Raw genomic sequence first — 18,272 nt, forward strand, 5'->3', positions numbered from 1 at the left:
GGCCGGTCTCTGCATACCTCAAGAATTACCGTCACCCTGACGATAAGCGTGAGAGAACCTGGCTGGCAGCCTGCCGCCGCTTGTGCGAGAGAGCGTTTGATGGACTTTTCTGACTCCCGGCGTGAAGCCAGGATCCTGATTGTCGACGATTCGCCTACCAGCATCCGTCTGGTCAGCCATTTCGTACGGGACATGGGCTCGGTGCACTTTGCCACCAGTGGTGAGGCCGGGCTGAAGATGGCCATCGATCTGTGCCCGGACCTGATCCTGCTGGATATGGAAATGCCCGGCATGGACGGTCTGGAAACCTGCAGCCAGATCAGGAAAAACGCCGATCTGCTGGATGTGCCGGTGATTTTCATCACGGCGCACAGCAGCGTCGATCAGGAAGTGGCCGGTTTTGCCGTCGGCGCCGTGGATTTCATCGGCAAGCCCTTGTCCGAGCCCATCGTGCGGGCGCGGGTGCGGACCCACCTGACGCTGAAGCAGCAGAGCGATCTGCTGCGCGAACTGGCCATGCGCGATGGCCTGACCGGCATTCACAACCGGCGGGCCTTCGATGAGCGCATGGTGCTGGAGTGCCGGCGCCACCGGCGTACGCCCGGCTCGCTGGGGCTGGCGATCATCGATATCGACAATTTCAAGGCCTACAACGACTTCTATGGGCATCAGGCGGGGGATGCCTGCCTGCGCGAGGTGGCGCAGCTCATTGATGCCAGTGCCCGGCGTCCCGGTGAAATGGCGGCACGCTACGGCGGCGAGGAGTTCGCCGTGATCATTCCCAGTTGCAGTGTGGAGGAGGCGCAGCGTTACGGCGAATACCTCGCCGCCCAGGTGCGGGCGCTGGCCTTGCCGCACGAGGCTTCGCCGCCGGGCGTGGTGACCGTAAGCATTGGTGTGGCGGCGGGGGCGCCAGAGTCCGAGCAGGCCGATCAGCAGCTTCTGGCGTTTGCTGATGCCGCCCTGTATCGCGCCAAGGACGCCGGACGCAATCGTGTGATCGTTGCGGGGGATGCGCAGTGAAGCCCCCGCTGCCGGAGGCTTCGCGCGAAGTGCCTGCCTCCGGCGCGCGCAGCGAACGTCTGCGCCATGGGCTGCCCTGGCTGGTGCTGGCGCTGTGCCTGCTGGTGACGCTGCTTGGCTGGCGCGTAGCGCTGCGCTATGTGCAGCAGCATCGTGAAAGTGCGTTCCATGAAGCCGTGAGCGGAGCACGTCACGACATCGAGCAGCGCATGGAAAGCTATCGCCAGATCCTGCTGGGGGCCGGCGGACTGGTGCGGGCCAGTAACGATGTGAGCCGCGAGGAATTTCGCGCCTACTATCAGACCCTGCAACTGGAGCACCGCTATCCGGGGCTGGTCGGGATCGGTTATGCCATCGTGTTCGGACCGGAAGAGCTGGCCGCGCACGAGCGGCGCATGCGCGCTGAAGGCTTCGCCAATTACCGGGTGTTGCCGCCGGGGCGGCGTGAGCGTTACAGCGCGATCATCTTCGGCGAGCCGATTGACGTGGGTGACAATCAGCGCGCACTGGGGCTGGACATGCTGACCGATGAGTCCCGCCGGCAGGCCATGGAGCGGGCACGGGATACAGGCAACACCGCACTGACAAGCAAGCTGCGCCTGTTTCTGGGCGCGGACGCAGCCAACCAGACCAGCGTGATCATGTACGTGCCGGTGTATCGCACCGGCGCACCGGTGGCGACTGTCGAGGAGCGCCGCAAAGCACTGATCGGCTACACCTTTGCCGGATTCCGCATGGATGAACTGATGCTCGGCATCTTCGGCCAGCAGCAGAATGCCGATCTGGACCTGCGACTCTATGACGGTGATCAGATCGAGCCCGGCAAGCTGCTCTACGATTCTGTCGTGCATGCGCAACCGGACCTGCCGGACGCCGGGAAGACCCTGCATTCGGAGGTATTGCTTGATCTGCCTGGCGGAATGTGGACTGCCGCGTTCAGTGCCCGGGCACGCCTGATCGAAAACACCTCCAGTCGCCTGCCGGACCTCACGCTGTATGGCGGCCTGCTTCTGGACGCAATGCTGTTTGCCCTGCTGCTGCTGTACGGCCGCTCCGAGCGGCGCATTCTGGCCAAGGCACAGGAGAAGGCCGACGCGATGACATCCGAGTTGCGCGCCAGCGAGGGGCGCTTCCGCCTGGTGGTGCAGGCCAGCCCGGGCGGCATCCTGCTGGTTGACCGGAGCGGATGCATCGAGATGGCCAATGTCCAGGCCGAACGCATGTTTGGCTATGAGGAGGGAGGCCTCACCGGCGTGGCAGTCGAAGCCTTGATGCCTGCCGAACTGCGTGGCGGACATCAGGCCCTGCGCGAATCCTACATGCTCTTTCCGACCAGCCGGGCCATGGGAGCAGGGCGGGAGCTCAGCGGTGTGCGCCGTGATGGCAGCGAACTGGCGCTGGAAATAGCCCTCAGCCCGGTGCAGACGGAGCGCGGCCAGATGGTGCTGGCCGCGCTGACCGACATTACCGAGCGGCGTGCCGCCGAGCAGCATGTGGTGGCGACGCGCGCCTTGCTGGAGGGGGTGATCGATTCAGCCAGCGAATTCTCAATCATCGCGACCACCATGACGGGGCTGATTACCGTCTTCAATACCGGCGCGCAGCGCATGCTGGGCTACTCTGCCGAAGAAATGGTGGGCAAGCAGACGCCGGCAATCATCCATGATCCGGATGAACTGCGGGAGCGGGGTGAAGTGCTGTCGGCCGAATCGGGCGAGCGCATCGAAGGGTTTGAAGTGTGCATGCATGCGGCCCGTGCCGGGCGTACCGAAGCGCGCGAATGGCGCTACATCCGCAAGGATGGCAGCGCTTTGCCGGTCAATCTGACCGTCAGCCTGATTCATGGGCCGGGGGGTGAAGCGGTGGGCTTCATTGGCATTGCCTATGACATCAGTGCCCGCCGGCAGACTGAATGGGCGCTGGCTGCCGCACGTGATCATGCCGAGGCGACCAGTCGTTCCAAGAGCGAATTCCTCTCCAACATGAGTCACGAGATCCGCACCCCGCTCAACGCCGTGCTGGGCATGGCGCAGCTGCTGGGTTTCAGCAAGCTTGATGGCGAGCAGCGCGAGTATCTGCGCATGATCGAGGTGTCCGGCAAAACCCTGCTCGGCATCCTCAACGACATCCTGGATTTCTCCAAGATCGAGGCTGGCCGGCTCGATCTGGCGCCTGCGCCGTTCTACATGCAGGACATGACCGACGCGCTGGCCGACATCATGCAGTCGAGCACGGTCAACAAGGATCTGGATCTGTCCATCGACATCGATCCTGCCGTGCCCTCCAGCCTGCTCGGTGATCAGTTGCGCCTGCAGCAGATCCTGATCAATCTGCTGGGCAACGCGATCAAATTCACCCAGCAAGGCGAGGTGAACCTGCGGGTGCAGCTGGTCGAGATCCGGGGCGACGATGTGCAGTTGCGCTTTACCGTGCGCGACTCCGGCATCGGCATGAGCGAGGAGCAGATCGGACGCCTGTTCATCCCGTTCTCGCAGGCCGACAGTTCGATGACGCGCAGGTTTGGCGGTTCCGGTCTGGGGCTGGCGATCTGCAAACGCCTGGTCGAGATGATGGGAGGCCAGATCGGGGTGAGCAGCATGCCGGCACGCGGCAGCAGTTTCCGGTTTACCGTCTGGCTCAAACGCGTGCCGCAGGAGCAGGGCATGCTGTCACAGTCACTGGCCGGGCTGGAGGTGCGCGACCTGTTGCTGGTCGAAGCCAGCTCGACTGCCGTTGGCTCGATCGCCTCGGCCGCCGGAGCGCTGGGAGTGAGCTGCGAGAGCTGTGCCAGCGAGTCCGAAGCCATGGCATGCATCATCACGCGTGGCCGGGTGCACGATGTGGTGCTGATCGACTGGAACATGCCTGATCGTGGCCGCGATCTGCTGCTGTCGCAATTGCGTGGCAAAGCTTCGACGCGTCATGCCATCGTGCTTGGAATTTCTTCGGTGTATGGGCGTGAGGCCATGAGTGGCGATCCGCTGGCCGTGTCGCTCGATGGTGTACTGATCAAGCCGGTTACCAGCTCAACCCTGCTCGACAGCGTCATGCAGGCCTGTGCCAAACGTGACAGTGCGCGGGATCTGCGCAAGCTGATGCAGGTGCCCGAGCTGCAGTTGCGGGCCCGCTCGCTGCGCGGCGCACGCCTGCTGCTGGTGGAAGACAATACGATCAACCAGATGGTTGCGCGCGGCATCCTGCAGCAGGCCGGCGCCATCATCGATATAGCTGGCAACGGGCAGGAAGCCGTTGAACAACTGCGCCGCCACCCCGGCCTGTACGTGATGGTGCTGATGGATGTGCAGATGCCGGTCATGGATGGCTGCACGGCGACCCGCCTGATCCGCAGCGAACTGCAGCTGAGACTGCCCATTGTGGCCATGACTGCCGGGGTGCTGCAGTCGCAGCGCGAAGAGTGCATGGCGGCAGGGATGACGGATTTCCTTTCCAAACCGCTGGATGCCCAGCTGACCATCGACACGCTGGAGCGCGTGCTGCTTGGCGCGGGGTATCGTCCCGCCGGTGTGCCGGAGACCGATCCATCTGCCCGCGCAGCGGTGGGCGCGGCGCTTGCCGCAACGCCCGTCGAAACCGTGCTGGAGGAGCCCATTGAAGGCGTGGATCAGGCGACTGCGCTGGCACGCATTGGCGGGAACCAGGCCTTGTATCGTGAATTGCTGCTGCAGTTCCGCATCGAGGCCAGTGAGGTTTTCGCGGCCACCCGGCGTTTTCTGGATGAAGGCGCGCTGCGTGACGCAGGGCGGGGCTTCCATACCCTCAAATCCACCGCTGCCAGTGTCGGGGCGCTCGCCCTGGCCGAACTCGCGCGTGGCGCTGAAGCGGCCGTGCAGGCCGGCGACATCAGGCTGGCGCAGCAGCATCTGGAAACAATCCATGATGAGCTGGAACGCCTGTTGCCGGCCATTTCGCGCGCTCTGGAGCAGAGCCGGCTGTCGCCGGCACAGGCCTCTTCTGCGGTCATGGGGGTGGATCGGGTGGCCTTGCAGCAGTTGTTGCAGCAATTGCTCAGTCACGATCTGGACGCGCTGGACGCCTTTGAATACCTGCGTGCCGGTCTGCCTGGCGTCTTCGGCGCGACCGATGCCGAACGCCTGACCCTGCTGATTAGCGGGCTGGATTTCGATCCGGCCGCCGCACTGCTGGAGAAGCTGATCAGTCAGAGCTGAACGCGGGCTGCAGAGCCGCGACGGGCAAGGTTTTTCGGCATGGTACGCGCAAGACTATTGTCTGGCGCTGGTTTTCAGCATGCCTGCCTGCAGAAACCCGTCAGATGCGGCTTTCCGGGCAGGCCACAGAAACTGGCAAAACCCGCGATCATCAGGCAGCCCTCATGGCAGGCCCATCGCTCCTTGCGCGGGCCCCGCAGGTCTGCGCTGGCAAGGTCGGCCGAAACTTTTCCTCCGCACGCCGTCCTTCTTTAAAATGCGCGCTCACCTCTGACGCGTCGCCCTCATGTCCAAGCTGCTCGAAAACCTCAACGCCGAACAACTCGCCGCCGTGACCCTGCCGCCGCAGCCGGCACTGATTCTGGCCGGGGCCGGCTCTGGCAAGACCCGCGTGCTGACCACCCGCATCGCCTGGCTGCTGCAGACCGGTCAGGCCAGCCCGGCCAGCCTCCTTGGCGTGACATTTACCAACAAGGCGGCGAAGGAGATGCTCACGCGCCTGGGCGCAATGCTGCCGATCAACACCCGCGGGATGTGGATCGGCACCTTCCACGGCCTCTGCAACCGCATGCTGCGCGCGCACTACCGCGAAGCCGCACTGCCGCAGACCTTCCAGATTTTGGACACGGCCGATCAGCTCGCCGCGATCAAGCGCCTGCTGAAAACGCTTAACGTCGATGACGAGAAATTCCCGCCGCGCGAGCTGCAACACTTCATCAATGGCAACAAGGAAGCCGGCCATCGCCCGCCGCACGTCGAGGCCTGGGATGACTACACCCGCCAGCGCGTCGGCCTCTATGCCGAATACGAGGCACAGTGCCAGAAGGAAGGCGTGGTCGATTTCGCCGAGCTGATGCTGCGCTGCTACGAATTGCTGGAGCGCAACGAGCCGATCCGCCGCCATTACCAGAACCGCTTCCGCCATATCCTCGTTGACGAATTCCAGGATACCAACCGCCTGCAGTACCTGTGGTTGAAGATGCTCGCGGCCTATGGTGCGGAGAATCAGAGCGCGGTGTTCGCGGTGGGCGACGATGACCAGAGCATCTACGGCTTCCGTGGTGCGGAAGTCGGCAACATGCGTGACTTCGAACACGAGTTCAAGGTGGCCGCCGTCATCCGTCTGGAGCAGAACTACCGCTCGCACGGCAACATCCTGGATGCGGCCAACGCCATCATCGCCAACAACAGCGCACGCCTGGGCAAGAATCTGTGGACCGATCAGGGCAGTGGCGAGCCGATCCGCGTGTACGAGGCGGCGACCGATCTGGACGAGGCGCGCTGGATTGTTGAGGAGATCCAGCAGCTGATCCGTGATGGTGCTAGCCGCTCGGACATCGCTCTGCTCTATCGCAGCAACGCACAGTCGCGCGTGCTGGAACACCAGCTTTTTTCCAGCGGGGTGGCCTACAAGGTGTATGGCGGCCTGCGCTTCTTCGAGCGTCAGGAAATCAAGCACGCACTGGCCTATCTGCGCCTCCTGGCCAACCCGGATGACGACACTGCCTTTCTGCGCGTGGTGAATTTCCCCACGCGAGGCATCGGCGCCCGTTCGCTGGAACAATTGCAGGACGCCGCGCGCAGCTTCAATACCAGCCTGTATGCGACGGTGCCGCATCTGGCCGGCAAACCGGGCGTGGCCATTGGCGCCTTTGTGCGCCTGATCGAGGAGATGCGCCAGATCACCAGCGAATTGCCGCTCTACGAAATCGTCGATCACATTCTCGACGCTTCAGGCCTGCGCAAGCATTACCAGGCCGAGCGCGAGGGTCAGGAACGCCTGGAGAATCTGGACGAACTGGTGAGCGCGGCACGCTACTTCATCAACGAAGCCGATCAGCCGGTGGCTGAAGGTGAAGAGGCGCTGCCGGGCGATCCGCTCTCGCGCTTCCTGGCGCACGCCTCGCTGGAGGCCGGCGATCATCAGGCCGAGGCCGGGCAGGACGCGGTGCAGCTGATGACCGTGCACGCCGCCAAAGGGCTGGAGTTCGACGCGGTGTTCATCACCGGCGTGGAAGACGGGCTCTTCCCGCATGAACAGAGCATGAATGACGTGGCGAGTCTGGAAGAAGAGCGCCGCCTGATGTACGTGGCGGTCACCCGCGCGCGTCAGCGTCTGTACCTGACGCTCGCCCAGAGCCGCATGCTGCACGGCCAGACGCGTTATGCGATCAAGAGCCGCTTCTTCGACGAGATTCCCGAGCAATTGCTGAAATGGCTGACCCCGCGCGTGCAGGCCTGGAGCGCGCCTTCACGTTTTGGTGGCGCTCAGGGCTCCACACCGACGTATCAGAGCGAATCGGTGTTCTCCGCTGCGCAGCGTACGCCGCCGCAGAAGAGCCGCGATCTGGATGGCTTGCGCATCGGCCAGCTGGTGCGCCACGCCAAATTCGGCGAAGGCGTGATCGTGGCGGCGCAAGGTAGCGGCGAGGATGCCAAGGTGCAGATCAACTTCGGCGCCGGTGTGGGCATGAAGTTGCTGATGCTGAGCATCGCCAAGCTCGAAGCGGTTTGACGCCGCTGCAGTTTGCGCAGACCGATCTGTGAGGGTGGCTGGAGAGCCGCTTGCAGCGGTCTTCTTCAGGTGGGTGGTCTGAAGAAGCTTTGCCTGTCTGAGTTTTCCGGGGTTGAGGCTGGAGAGCCTTGCCAGAAGCGGGTCTTGAGCGACCCTTCCGATCTATTCAGCCTTCCGCTGCGCGCAGTGCGTTCCACAGCGCTTCCAGCGCCGTGGCGGCGCCGCAGCGCCAGGTAACATCGGCGAAGCGGCTGACTTCGGTGGGAGTCGGATTGATTTCCACTGCCAATGCGTCGAACTGTCTGGCCGCCACGAAGGGCTGGGCGATGTAGGGAAAGACGCTGGTCGTGCCGATCGAAAACACCAGGTCGTAGCCCTCATCCAGGATCTGTTCCAGTCTCTGCACGGCGGGCTTGGGCAGGGCCTCGCCGAACAGCACCACGGCCGGGCGCAGATGGCCGAGGCAGTGCGGGCAGGGCGGCGGCAGCGTTTTCAGCCCGCTGTAATCGCTGCGCGTTTCATGGTGACCGCAGTGCGGGCAGTAGAGTTCGAACAGGTCGCCGTGAATCTCGATCAGATCGGTGCTGCCGGCCTGCCGGTGGAAACCGTCGATGTTTTGCGTAAGGACGGTGGTGGGCACGCGCTCCTGCAGGGCGGCGATGATGCGGTGGGCGGCATTCGGCCTGGCGCCGCGGCAGGTGGCCTCGATCTGCGCCAGATGCTTCCAGGTGATTTCCGGCTGGATCTCCATCACCTCGCCGGAGAGCGCGACTTCAATGGGCAGGCCGTCATCGGTGTGCTGATCGTTGTACAAGCCGCCAATGCCGCGATAGGTGGGCAGGCCGGAGTCCGCTGAAATGCCTGCGCCGGTGATGAACAGCACCCGGCGGGCGCTGGCGAGGCGGGTGGCGACTTGGTCGAGATCAGGCAGGTCGGTCATGGCGTGCTCCTGAAGGTGTTGCCCTGCGGTAAAAATTCCGGTTTCAAACGGTGGCTGGTCGGCGCAGCGTCGCCCACAGCAATCCTGTAAAGAGTAGCGCAGCCACGCCCGAGGAGGCGACGCCAGCCTGCCAGAAACCGGCCAGCCCCTGCGCGGAGATGCCGAATGCATCCACGCCCCGGTAGCACAGCCACCAACCGCCGGCCAGGCCCACTCCCCAGAAGCTGAATACATGCACGAGCATCGGCAAGGTGGTGATCTTCAGCCCGCGCAAGGCTTGTGCGGCGATGGTCTGAGCCGCATCGAAAAGCTGGTAGAACGCGATCAGCCCGACCAGACCCCAGGCGGCGTTGCGCACCGCCGGGTCCGGCACGCTGGCGTTGATCAATGGGGTCTGCAACAGCCACAGGGTGATGCCGACCAGCATCGAAATCGTGCAACCCAGCGCCATGCCGGCGCCTGCGGTGCGGCGCACACGTGCCCAGTCCCGCGCGCCGGCAGCCTGACCGACCAGCGACAGGGTGGCAATCGAGATCGACAGCGGCAGCATGTAACAGGTGCCTGCGAAGTTGCCGAGCAGGCGATTGGCGCCCACTGCCTCGGCACCCAGACCGGCAACGAGCAGGCCGATCAGCGCGAAACTGCTCATCTCGACAAAGGTGGACAGCCCGATCGGCAGACCCAGCTTGAGGTGCTCGGCGAGCAGTGACCAGCGTGGCCCGCTCCAGTGACGCAGCAGTTTGAACTCGCGGCTGACGGGCGAGCGGGCCAGATACACGAGCCCGATGATGGCCAGCAATGTGGTGTTGAGCGCCACTGACGCCGCGCAACCGACTGCGCCAAGTGCGGGCAGACCCAGCCACCCGAATGCCAGCGCTGGCGCCAGCAACACGTGGCTGCCGGCATTTGCCAGCCCGAAGAACATCAGCATGCGCGGGCGGCCCAGCGCGTTGAGCATGCCCCCGCAGGCGCGATACACCAGCGTGCCGGGCAGGGCCAGCGCCAGCACGGCGAGATAGGCGCGTGTACGCTCGGCCACGGCCGGGCTGACATCGTTCATGGTCAGCAGCCAGTCCGGCGTAGCGAGGATCAGGCTGCCAACGAGAGCCAGCGCGAGACACAGCCACAGGCCTTGCTGCAGCGTAGCCGGCAATTGCTCGAAGCGTTTTGCGCCGACGTGATGCGCGGCAATCGGGGTGAGCCCCTGCACCACCCCGGCGCCGGCGAGCATGACGGACATGTAGAGCCCCGCACCGATGCCGACAGCGGCCAGATCGATGGTGTCGACGCGGGCCGTGATCAGGGTGTCGACAATCGCCGTGCTCATCGAGGCGAGCTGGGCAATCAGGATCGGGCTGGCGTGTTTCGCGATGGCCCGGAGGATGGAAAAATCTGGCACACCCGAAGTGCGTGCGGGGCTCAAGCGGCCCTCTCCACGACGCTCTCTGCCTCAGGCGGGGAGGTCTCGGCGCATCGGGCTGCCTTGCTGCTTGCACACTGATGCCATTTGGCGCGCCAGTACAGCGTGGCCAGTGTTGCCAGGACGGTGGCGCCCATCAGCCAGGACGCCACGGCCTGCCAGAAGCCATGCGGATCGCCTGCCAGCGGGTATTGCTGACCAAGGCCGCGGAAGGCGATGTAGCCCGTGAGGACGGCTTTCACCGGCGGGTATAGCGCAGCGATGGCGGGCGTGAAGCTGATCAGCAGGCCGCCGCCAATCGCCAGGACATCGCCAAAACGGCGCACGCGCGAGCGCGGTGCGAAGCCGGCTTCCACCCGCAGGAACAGCGCGACAATGGCGCAGACCAGTGCAGCGACCGGGCCGGCAGCCATGACCAGTGCCCAGGCGGCTGCGGCAAGCATGAAGGCACCGGAACCGAGCGTGATCAGCTGGTACCACAGGGGCTTGATGAAAATGATGGCGGGCAGGGTGATCAGGAGTGCAATCAGCGCGGCCACTGCCCAGCGACGGGATTTGCGGTGCAATACATCGCCCTTGAGCAGGACGGCAACTTCAGAAGTGTTCATGGGGTGAGAGTGTACGGGGGCGGATGGAATGTGGGAAGTCGCATGTTGGGGATTGGAGCGGGCGATGGCGGCGAAGTTTCCGGCTGTGCGCCCTTATTCTGTTGCTGCCCGCTCAGTCGCATGGGACGGACTTCTTCCGCATGCCTGCCTGAAGAGGTCCGTGGCAAGCCAGTCTTCGGGGCGTCACCCATGCGGGCGCTGCCTGAGCGAAGTACCGACCTCGCCTGTAGCTTGAGGTACCGATTGCCATGAACTATGCAGACCTTGTGATTTTGGTATTGGATCAAAAACCACTTTTGCGATAGTGTCACGATATGGGCGCTGACAGCTTTGCTGGAGGCCCTCTCTCCCCGTCCAACCACTCAGGAGTGTTCTCATGAAAGCCAAGAAAGCCGTCTCCGCCAGCAAGATCGATATCGGGATTTCGGAAAAGGACCGTGCGGCGATTGCAGGTGGCCTGTCCAGGCTGCTTGCCGACAGCTTCACCCTCTACCTGATGACCCACAACTTCCACTGGAACGTGACCGGGCCGATGTTCAACAGCCTGCACGTGATGTTCATGGGCCAGTACACCGAGCAATGGAACGCGCTGGACATCATTGCCGAGCGGATCCGCGCGCTGGGCGTGAAGGCCCCGGGCAGCTATGCCGAATACGAGAAGCTCACCACCATCGCGCCGGTCAAGGGCGAGCCGAAGGCTCTGGAAATGATTGCCCTGCTGGTGTCCGCGCAGGAAGCCACCGCCCGCACCGCACGCGGCCTGCTGGAGCTGGCTGACAAGGCCAACGACCAGCCAACCATGGACCTGCTGACCCAGCGCCTGGACGTCCATGAAAAAACGGCTTGGATGCTGCGCGTGCTGCTCGAAGAGTGATCCACGACGCTTCCACACAACGGCACATCCCTCCGGATGTGCCGTTTTTCTTTTCCCCCTTGCCCGTCAGGCGCAGCTTGGGCATAGTCAGCGCCCGCTTCGCTTTCCGGTTTCCCCTTCCCGAACATGCTGCCCTCGATCGAACTCCGCATTGCCACCGAACTCGCCGCCCAGCCGCGTCAGGTCATCGCCGCCATCGAACTGCTCGACGGCGGCGCCACCGTGCCCTTCATTGCGCGCTACCGCAAGGAAGTCACTGGCGGGCTGGACGATACCCAGTTGCGCACGCTGGAGGAGCGCCTGGGTTATCTGCGTGAGCTGGAAGAGCGACGCAGCGCGGTGCTCGCCAGTATCGAAGAGCAGGGCAAGCTGACGCCGCAATTGCGTGCGGATGTCGAGAATGCCGAATCCAAGCAACGCCTCGAAGATTTGTACCTGCCCTACAAGCAGAAGCGCCGCACCAAGGCGCAGATCGCCCGCGAGGCCGGCATCGAGCCGCTGGCCAATGCCTTGCTGGCCGACCCGACTTTGAAGCCGGAAGACGTCGCCGCGCAGTATCTGAATGTGGACGCCGGCTTTGCTGACGCCAAGGCCGTGCTCGATGGCGCGCGCCAGATCCTGATGGAGCGCTTCGCCGAAGATGCGGCACTGGTCGGCAGCCTGCGTGAATACGTCAGCGAACATGGCCAGGTGCGCGTGACGGTGGCTGAGGGCAAGGAGAACGACCCCGAGGCCGCCAAGTTTCGTGACTACTTCAACTATTCCGAGAAGCTCGGCAACATTCCCTCACACCGTGCGTTGGCCTTGTTCCGTGGCCGCAACGAAGAATTCCTGCGTGTGAAGCTGGCGCTGGATACCGACCCGGAAGATGGTTCGCGCCCGGCGGAGCCGAATCCCTGCGAGCGCAAGATTATGGTCGCCGCCGGCATCAAGGACCAAGGCCGCGCCGCGGACAAATGGCTGGTCGATACCGCACGCTGGACCTGGAGCGTGAAGCTGGCACTCTCGATGGATCTGGACCTGATGGGCAAGCTGCGTGAGCGTGCCGAGGAAGAGGCGATCCGCGTCTTCGCCCAGAACCTCAAGGCTCTGCTGCTGGCCGCGCCGGCCGGCGCCAAAACGACGATGGGCCTCGACCCCGGCATCCGCACCGGCGTGAAAGTGGCGGTGGTGGATGCCACCGGCAAGCTGCTGGAAACGGCGACGGTCTACCCGCACGAGCCGCGCAAGGACTGGGACGGCTCCCTGCATACGCTGGCCAAGCTGGTTGAGAAGCATGGCGTGCAACTGATCGCCATCGGCAACGGTACGGCCAGCCGCGAGACCGACAAGCTCGCGGGCGAGGTGATCAAGCGTGTCGGCCAAAACGCCAATGCGGCGAAGGTCACCAGCATCGTCGTGTCCGAAGCCGGTGCCTCGGTGTATTCGGCCTCCGAACTGGCCGCCAAGGAATTCCCCGAACTGGACGTGAGCCTGCGCGGCGCGGTGTCCATCGCTCGTCGTTTGCAGGACCCGCTCGCCGAGCTCGTGAAGATCGAGCCCAAGGCCATCGGCGTCGGCCAGTACCAGCACGACCTGAATCAATCGAAGCTCGCCAAGTCGCTCGATGCGGTGGTGGAAGACTGCGTGAACGCCGTGGGCGTGGATGTGAATACCGCGTCTGCCGCATTGCTCACGCGCATCTCGGGCCTGAACACCACGCTGGCGCAGAACATCGTCGCGCATCGCGATGCCAACGGTGCTTTCGCCAGCCGTGCCGCGCTGAAGAAAGTGCCGCGCCTCGGCGACAAGACTTTCGAGCAGTGCGCGGGCTTCCTGCGCGTGACCGACGGCAGCAACCCGCTCGATGCTTCGGCGGTGCACCCGGAAGCCTATTCGGTGGTCGAGAAGATCCTCGCCGACGTGCAGAAGAAAGCACGCGAGCTGATTGGTGATTCGGCCACCCTGAAAAATCTGGATGCGCGCAAATACACCGATGAGCGCTTCGGCCTGCCGACGGTGCAGGACATCCTGCGCGAGCTGGACAAACCCGGCCGTGATCCGCGCCCCGAATTCAAGACGGCCTCATTCCGCGAAGGTGTGGAAGCGCTGAAAGATCTGGAAGCCGGCATGCTGCTCGAAGGCGTGGTCACCAACGTCACTGCCTTCGGCGCCTTCGTCGATATCGGCGTGCATCAGGACGGGCTGGTGCACATCTCGGCGCTGTCCAACCGCTTCGTGAAAGACCCGGCCGAGGTCGTGAAGGCTGGCGACATCGTCAAGGTGAAGGTGGTCGAGGTCGACCTGCAACGCAAACGCATCGCGCTGACGATGCGGCTGTCCGACGAGGTCGTCCGCAAACCTAATACTGATGCGGCTGGGCGAGGCGCTGCCCCGAGAGGCAAGCCACAGGCGGCTTCCCGGGCACCTGAAAAGGCGCCCGCCAACAATGCTTTTGCCGCGGCGTTTGCCAAGGCGAAGCGCTGAGCCGCTTGCGGCGGGCTTCTTCAGGCATGCCGGCTGGACAGGCTTGTCCTGCGCGGACTTTGCGGCACGTGCGCTGAAAAGCCTTGTCCGGTGCGGGTCTTGAAGCGCCTTCTGTTTCGTCAGCCTGGCTGGCCTAGCGTGAAAAGCCCTTCGCGTGCCGTGCGGGCAATCGCTTCGGTGCAGGGGTGGGTGATGCGTTTCTGGACCGTGATGGCGTAGTAGGCCTGTTCGATCTCCTGTGTGCGACCGATTTCCTGCACTCCGAACTGGTTGCAGGTTTCCGCGCTGAGTACCGAGGGAGCCATGAAAATGCCGTGACCTTCGCGGCCGAAGGCTTTCATCAGACCGCTGTCATCGAACTCGGCGACGACACGCGGACGGATCTGCCAGGAGCGGACGAGTTCCTCGCATTGCCTGCGCACGGCCGAGTCTTCACTGAGCAGCAGCATGGGCGCGCCATGCAGACATTGCGGAAAGGGCTTCTCCGCGCAGCGTGCAGCCAGGGCGGGCGCGGCGAAGAAGGCCATCGGTGAGGCTCCCAGCCGATGGCTGAAGGCTTTTATGCTGTAGCCGGACGGGACCGGGCTGTCGGTCAGCACGAGATCCAGACGATGCACCGCCAGTTCGGACAGCAGGCGGTCGATGCGCCATTCGCGGCAGATCAGGTGGACCGGAGTGTCCAGTGCCAGCACCGGCATCAGCAGACGCTGGACGATCGCATTGGGCAGGGCATCGGCCACGCCGACGCGGAACTCCATGGATTGGCCTGCCGCGCTGTCGTTGGCGAGCATGTCCTCCAGCTCGTTGCCCAGCGAGAAAATCTCCCCGGCATAGTCCAGCGCCAGCTCACCGGCTTCGGTGAGGGCCAGCGTGCGCCCGGCCTTGCGAAACAGCGGTTTGCCAAGCTGCTCTTCCAGCAGCTTGATCTGGCCGGAGAGGGTCTGTGGCGTGGTGTGCAATTGCTCGGCCGCGCGTAACACCCCGCCGGAGGTGGCGACTTTCCAGAAATAGAAGAGGTGTTTGAAGTTCATTGAATGTTCGCAAAAAACGAAGTGTTGAGTGTTTTTATTCGAATATACACGATGATATCCAGGCCTTAAAGTGAGCCTGTCGCTGCGGGATGTGCGCAGTGCGGCGTCACGTAACTTTGAGGAGACAGATCATGAAACTTGCCATTCAGACATCCGGAATTCCCATGGACGTCGATGTGATCGGCCATATCGAGCGTCGCGCCGAATTTGCCTTGTCGCGTCTTGGTTTGTACGTGCAGCAGATCAAGGTCAGCCTGATCGATCTGAACGGCCCGCGTGGCGGAGTGGACAAGCGCTGCCAGTTGCAGGTTCAGCTTGCCGACGAGACGCCGGTCATCGTCACCGAAACGAGCGCTGATACCTATGCCGCGATCAATCGGGCTTTCAGCGTAGCCAGTCGTCTGGCATCACACCGCATCGCGCGGCGTGTGATGAGGGCACGCCGGAGTGATGTCATCCGGCGGGAGTTTCCGCAGATCGTCAGCTGAACGAACCCTGCGGAGCCGGCCCGGTCATTCCCTTGCACCGGGCCGGTTTGTCAAAGCGCCGGGCGACGCTGTCGTGCCGCGCAACAGTTCTGGCCAGGCAGTGCGGATTCATCCGGCGGACTATGCTGAAAGCAGGCGACACGCTTGGCGTGCCGGTGTTTGACTCACTTACAGGAGAACATCATGCGCAAGATCCTGCTCGCGGTGGATGGCTCGGAGCATTCAGACAAAGCTGTCCAGTTTGTGGTCGATTTCTGTCGTGAACACGGCCCGCTTGAAATCCATCTGCTCACCGTTGAACCCAAGCCAGAAGGCTGGCAGACGCATGGCATGGAAGCAGAGGCGATCAAGGCTCAACTCAAGATGCATTGCCATGCCGTACAGCAATCCGCACATGCCTTGCTCCAGGATGCCGGGCTGAATGCACAGGCGCATTTTAGGGAAGGCAATGCGGCCGAGACCATCGTGCTGGAGGCCGGCAAACTCGGTTGCGATGTCATCGTGATGGGCTCTCGTGGCCTGGGCGCCTTCTCCGGCATCACTCTGGGTTCGGTGACGCGCAAGGTGCTGCATCTGGCGCAGACCCCGGTGGTGTGTGTCAAATGATTGCAGGATCCCGGAACGTGGCCCGGCCTGAGTGAAGCCCCGGCTTGTCTTGCGATAGGAGCATGTTTGCAATACCGCGCCGGTAAAGAATGAAAAAGGCGGAGGTCTTTCGACCACCGCCTTCAAGTTTTGCTTCCATTGATTACTGGCTGATGGAAATGTTGGTGAATGTGACAGTGCTGCCAGGAGAGGCAATTCCTGATGCTGCGAAGACTCCAACGCTTACCGCGTCCGGAAGATTTGTGAAGGTTGTGGTTGGCGTACTTGCAGAACTCGCATACGTAACGCCTCCGTCAGTGGAGTAGTACGCAGTAACGGCCTGACCTGTGCGAACCAGTTTCAGTACCAGCAAGGCGCCTGGTGTTACAGCGGTTGTTGTGCCGTTGAAAACGTTCTTGGACACAACGCCACTTGATCCGCTGGTTCCCACGGTGGTGCGTGCAGCATGGATAGGCAGATAACTTCCAGCTGTCACGACTCCGATTGAAGATTGTGCGTAGAGCGGCGCCGTTGTCGAACTGCCGCTAGCACAGTCGCACAGCATGATGCCGGTGCGGTACTGATGGCTGGTACTTGCCTTCAACTCTGTGCTAATGCTTGATACGACCGCAGTCATGGTGAAGTCGCCAGTGATGCTTTGTCCGGCAAAGGAAAATCCATCCATGCTGCTTTCGAGTTTGCCCTTGATGGAGGTAAGCGTGACGTCAGAGCCATTGATTACGGCGGAGCCGCTTGGAGCCGAGGTCGTGCCACCGAAAGTATTGGCTTGATACGTCAATGAGAGAACAACAGGGCTTCCGCCGGAAGAGCTGCTTGAGGAAGTGCCACCTGACGAACTGCCACCTGACGAACTGGACGACGAACTACTTGAAGAGCTGCTCGACGACGAGCTGCTCGAAGAACTGGAGCTTCCGGCAGGTGGGGTGATGCTGAGCTTGCCGACGCCGGCGCCGTTGGGGACGAGGGTCGGAACGTCGGCGGCCGCATCCAGCGTATAGGCGTAGGGGATGCTGACCGAGGTGGTCGAGGTCAGGACGGGGCCGGCCGGATGCATTTCGTTGGCCTCCGCGGACCAGGTGACGCCGGCTCCGAAGATGTTGCCGCTCAGGTCCCAAAAACCCATGTCGTTCGTGTAGAAGGTGCCGATCGGGTTCTTGGCGTTGGTGAAGTAGTTGTTTTCCGCCTTCAGCTTGCCGCCCATGCGCGGGTTCATCCCCGATTCATTGAGGCCATCGAAGTAGTTGTTGTACGAGTGTGCCGTGGCGCAGCGCAGCAGTGGGGTGCGCGAATCGATGTTCTGATAGTAGTTGTGGTGATAGGTCATCGGGCCGTTGTCGCAGTCCGTGTCACTGGAGCCGACGAGGCCGCCGCGCCCTGAGTTTTTGAGAATGCTCCAGGAGAGCGTCACGTACTTGGTGCCGGCTTTCATGTCGAACAGGGCGTCATAGCCTGCGGATTCGCCGCCTGAGGCTTCCAGTGTGACGTGGTCGACCCAGACGTTGGAGACGGTACTTTCCATGCCGATTGCGTCGCCTCCGTTGGAAAGGGGCGTGCCGGATTTCTTCACGTTACGCACATGTACGTTCTGGATGATGATGTTCTTCGCATCGCGGATGTGGATGCCGATCTGGTCGAAGATCGCGTTGCTGCCTACACCGATGATGGAAATGTTCTGGATGCCCTTGAGCTCGATGACATCCGCAGCCGTGTTGCATTGACCGCTTTGCGCAGTGGTGTTGCCGTGGTTGATGGTGCCGTTCACATAGATGATGCGCGCTGCAGTCTTGCTCGTGCGGGAGCAGAGCGCGGCATTGAGTTCGCTGCCGGTGCTGACGGTGACGCTGTCACCGCCGGCTCCGCCCGTTGTGCCACCGTTTTCCGTTGAGAAGCCAAGCTGCTGATTAACGATGCTCGTGCCGCCCGATGAGGAGCTGGAGCTGCTGGAGGACGTGACGCCCCCGGAGCTGCCACCTCCACTGCTGCCCCCGCCGCCGCAGGCGGCGGTCAGGGTGAGGGCGATACATAGGGCCGAAAAGCCCAGACCGTGTGTATGTTTCATGACTCCTCCTTGATTTGTTTGTAAGACAAAAGCCGGTTTTGATACCGATCTCAAT

12 protein-coding genes are annotated in these 18,272 nt (G+C 62.9%); 7 read left to right on the forward strand and 5 right to left on the reverse strand.

Translation table 11 applies throughout. From position 1 onward, the window contains the following. Positions 1-99: 99 nt before the first annotated feature. The 3 genes from Q9Q94_RS12385 (at position 100) to Q9Q94_RS12395 (ending at position 7,725) form a co-directional block, all read left to right on the forward strand. Positions 100-1,023, forward strand: coding sequence for a diguanylate cyclase (locus Q9Q94_RS12385; protein WP_305980393.1), 924 nt, complete (start codon positions 100-102; stop codon positions 1,021-1,023). Beyond that, complete coding sequence (locus Q9Q94_RS12390; protein WP_305980394.1) at positions 1,020-5,210, forward strand: CHASE domain-containing protein; 4,191 nt, start codon at positions 1,020-1,022, stop codon at positions 5,208-5,210. Before Q9Q94_RS12385 ends, Q9Q94_RS12390 begins: the two co-directional genes overlap by 4 nt. Before the next feature lie 286 nt (positions 5,211-5,496). Then, the gene (locus Q9Q94_RS12395) at positions 5,497-7,725 is read left to right on the forward strand and encodes a UvrD-helicase domain-containing protein (RefSeq protein ID WP_305980395.1); all 2,229 of its coding nucleotides are present in this window, start codon (positions 5,497-5,499) and stop codon (positions 7,723-7,725) included. A gap of 166 nt (positions 7,726-7,891) precedes the next feature. On the opposite strand, the gene Q9Q94_RS12400 is transcribed toward Q9Q94_RS12395, so the two are convergent. From Q9Q94_RS12400 to Q9Q94_RS12410, 3 genes are read right to left on the reverse strand one after another with little or no spacing between them, the layout of a single operon-like run. Next, positions 7,892-8,665, reverse strand: coding sequence for an NAD-dependent deacylase (locus Q9Q94_RS12400; protein ID WP_305980396.1), 774 nt, complete (start codon positions 8,663-8,665; stop codon positions 7,892-7,894). 43 nt (positions 8,666-8,708) lie between these two features. Beyond that, positions 8,709-10,088 carry an MATE family efflux transporter gene (locus Q9Q94_RS12405; RefSeq protein WP_305980397.1) on the reverse strand — a complete coding sequence of 460 codons (1,380 nt, stop codon included), beginning with the start codon at positions 10,086-10,088 and terminating at the stop codon, positions 8,709-8,711. After that, complete coding sequence (locus Q9Q94_RS12410) at positions 10,085-10,693, reverse strand: hypothetical protein (protein ID WP_305980398.1); 609 nt, start codon at positions 10,691-10,693, stop codon at positions 10,085-10,087. The genes Q9Q94_RS12405 and Q9Q94_RS12410 overlap by 4 nt, the downstream gene beginning before the upstream one ends. Before the next feature lie 376 nt (positions 10,694-11,069). Here Q9Q94_RS12410 and Q9Q94_RS12415 point away from each other — a divergent pair, with 376 nt between their 5' ends. Together Q9Q94_RS12415 and Q9Q94_RS12420 are read left to right on the forward strand one after the other, a co-directional pair. Continuing rightward, positions 11,070-11,567: a Dps family protein gene (locus Q9Q94_RS12415; RefSeq protein ID WP_305980399.1), complete on the forward strand. Its 498-nt coding sequence runs from the start codon at positions 11,070-11,072 to the stop codon at positions 11,565-11,567. A 126-nt stretch (positions 11,568-11,693) separates the two neighbouring features. Then, positions 11,694-14,033, forward strand: coding sequence for a Tex family protein (locus tag Q9Q94_RS12420; RefSeq protein ID WP_305980400.1), 2,340 nt, complete (start codon positions 11,694-11,696; stop codon positions 14,031-14,033). 119 nt (positions 14,034-14,152) lie between these two features. Here Q9Q94_RS12420 and nhaR read toward each other — a convergent pair whose 3' ends face one another. Beyond that, a complete protein-coding gene (gene nhaR / locus Q9Q94_RS12425; RefSeq protein ID WP_305980401.1) occupies positions 14,153-15,064 on the reverse strand; it encodes a transcriptional activator NhaR in 912 nt (303 codons plus the stop codon). Between the two features lie 131 nt (positions 15,065-15,195). Between nhaR and Q9Q94_RS12430 the strand changes: the two genes are divergently transcribed. Further along, complete coding sequence (locus Q9Q94_RS12430; RefSeq protein ID WP_305980402.1) at positions 15,196-15,552, forward strand: hypothetical protein; 357 nt, start codon at positions 15,196-15,198, stop codon at positions 15,550-15,552. A gap of 183 nt (positions 15,553-15,735) precedes the next feature. Beyond that, the gene (locus Q9Q94_RS12435) at positions 15,736-16,158 is read left to right on the forward strand and encodes a universal stress protein (protein ID WP_305980403.1); all 423 of its coding nucleotides are present in this window, start codon (positions 15,736-15,738) and stop codon (positions 16,156-16,158) included. Between the two features lie 142 nt (positions 16,159-16,300). Here Q9Q94_RS12435 and Q9Q94_RS12440 read toward each other — a convergent pair whose 3' ends face one another. Then, positions 16,301-18,217: a hypothetical protein gene (locus Q9Q94_RS12440; protein WP_305980404.1), complete on the reverse strand. Its 1,917-nt coding sequence runs from the start codon at positions 18,215-18,217 to the stop codon at positions 16,301-16,303. Positions 18,218-18,272: the final 55 nt, after the last annotated feature.

The organism is Uliginosibacterium sp. 31-16 (assembly GCF_030730865.1).
Classification (GTDB): Bacteria; Pseudomonadota; Gammaproteobacteria; order Burkholderiales; family Rhodocyclaceae; genus Uliginosibacterium.

Bases quoted from the DNA above. Each gene is read 5' to 3' on its own strand.
- Q9Q94_RS12395 (WP_305980395.1), top strand. From the start codon at position 5,497: ATGTCCAAGCTGCTCGAAAACCTCAACGCCGAACAACTCGCCGCCGTG.
- Q9Q94_RS12410 (WP_305980398.1), bottom strand. From the start codon at position 10,693: ATGAACACTTCTGAAGTTGCCGTCCTGCTCAAGGGCGATGTATTGCAC.
- Q9Q94_RS12400 (WP_305980396.1), bottom strand. From the start codon at position 8,665: ATGACCGACCTGCCTGATCTCGACCAAGTCGCCACCCGCCTCGCCAGC.
- nhaR (WP_305980401.1), bottom strand. From the start codon at position 15,064: ATGAACTTCAAACACCTCTTCTATTTCTGGAAAGTCGCCACCTCCGGC.
- Q9Q94_RS12415 (WP_305980399.1), top strand. From the start codon at position 11,070: ATGAAAGCCAAGAAAGCCGTCTCCGCCAGCAAGATCGATATCGGGATT.
- Q9Q94_RS12420 (WP_305980400.1), top strand. From the start codon at position 11,694: ATGCTGCCCTCGATCGAACTCCGCATTGCCACCGAACTCGCCGCCCAG.
- Q9Q94_RS12430 (WP_305980402.1), top strand. From the start codon at position 15,196: ATGAAACTTGCCATTCAGACATCCGGAATTCCCATGGACGTCGATGTG.
- Q9Q94_RS12440 (WP_305980404.1), bottom strand. From the start codon at position 18,217: ATGAAACATACACACGGTCTGGGCTTTTCGGCCCTATGTATCGCCCTC.
- Q9Q94_RS12385 (WP_305980393.1), top strand. From the start codon at position 100: ATGGACTTTTCTGACTCCCGGCGTGAAGCCAGGATCCTGATTGTCGAC.
- Q9Q94_RS12435 (WP_305980403.1), top strand. From the start codon at position 15,736: ATGCGCAAGATCCTGCTCGCGGTGGATGGCTCGGAGCATTCAGACAAA.